Source organism: Citrobacter sp. S55_ASV_140, assembly GCF_018919505.1.
Classification (GTDB): domain Bacteria; phylum Pseudomonadota; class Gammaproteobacteria; order Enterobacterales; family Enterobacteriaceae; genus Citrobacter; species Citrobacter werkmanii.
Genome location: NZ_JAHLQZ010000382.1, coordinates 1 through 1364, shown reverse-complemented (window position 1 = coordinate 1364; position 1364 = coordinate 1). Strand labels below are relative to the sequence as shown.

Sequence of the window (1364 nt, the reverse complement as noted above, 5' to 3'; positions counted from 1 at the left end):
CATCAGTGGTTTGGCGTGTCGGAGGATAACGGGTAGAATATGCGGCTATTCTAACAAATGCTGGTTTTTTGAATGCATAACGATAAAGATCTCTCTACGTGGCAGACGTTTCGCCGACTATGGCCAACCATAGCGCCTTTTAAATCGGGTCTGATCGTGGCGGGTATAGCGTTAATCCTTAACGCGGCCAGCGATACCTTCATGTTATCGCTCCTTAAGCCATTACTGGATGATGGTTTTGGTAAAACTGACCGCTCGGTGCTGTTGTGGATGCCGCTGGTGGTCATTGGGCTGATGATAGTTCGTGGCTTAACCAGCTATGTCTCCAGCTACTGTATCTCATGGGTGTCAGGCAAAGTGGTTATGACCATGCGCCGCCGCCTGTTTGGTCACATGATGGGCATGCCAGTCTCCTTTTTTGATAAACAGTCTACAGGTACGTTGCTGTCACGTATTACCTATGATTCAGAACAGGTTGCGTCATCGTCTTCCGGTGCGCTGATCACCGTGGTACGTGAAGGGGCGTCAATTATTGGCCTGTTCATCATGATGTTCTATTACAGCTGGCAGCTGTCATTGATCCTGATAGTACTGGCGCCAATTGTGTCAGTGGCGATTCGTGTGGTTTCTAAGCGCTTTCGTAGCATCAGTAAAAATATGCAAAACACCATGGGGCAGGTTACGACCAGTGCGGAGCAGATGCTGAAAGGCCACAAAGAAGTTCTGATTTTTGGTGGTCAGGAAGTCGAAACCAAACGCTTTGATAAAGTCAGCAACAAGATGCGTTTACAGGGGATGAAGATGGTTTCCGCCTCTTCTATCTCCGATCCTATCATCCAGTTGATTGCGTCTCTGGCTCTGGCCTTTGTGTTATATGCAGCCAGTTTCCCAAGCGTCATGGAAAACCTGACGGCAGGGACCATTACCGTTGTTTTCTCGTCAATGATCGCGCTGATGCGTCCGTTGAAATCGCTGACTAACGTCAACGCGCAGTTCCAGCGTGGTATGGCGGCATGCCAGACCTTATTTACGATTCTGGATAGCGAACAGGAGAAAGACGAAGGTAAACGCGTTATCGAACGCGCTACCGGCGATCTGGAATTCCGCAATGTGACCTTTACTTATCCAGGACGTGAAGCCCCTGCGCTGCGTAACATCAACCTGAATATTCCGGCGGGCAAGACCGTCGCTCTGGTGGGGCGTTCAGGTTCAGGTAAATCCACTATCGCCAGCCTGATCACGCGCTTCTACGATATTGATGAAGGGCAGATTCTGATGGACGGACACGATCTGCGCGAATATACCCTCGCATCCCTGCGCGATCAGGTTGCTTTGGTTTCGCAGAATGTGCACCTGTTTAACGA

General features: G+C 49.9%; 1 protein-coding gene. It reads left to right on the top strand.

The genetic code is table 11. The annotated features are described in order from the left end of the window. Nucleotides 1-72 precede the first annotated feature (72 nt). On the top strand, nt 73-1364 hold a 1292-nt coding region (gene msbA, locus KQJ18_RS23990; protein WP_216422950.1), incomplete at its 3' end, for a lipid A ABC transporter ATP-binding protein/permease MsbA.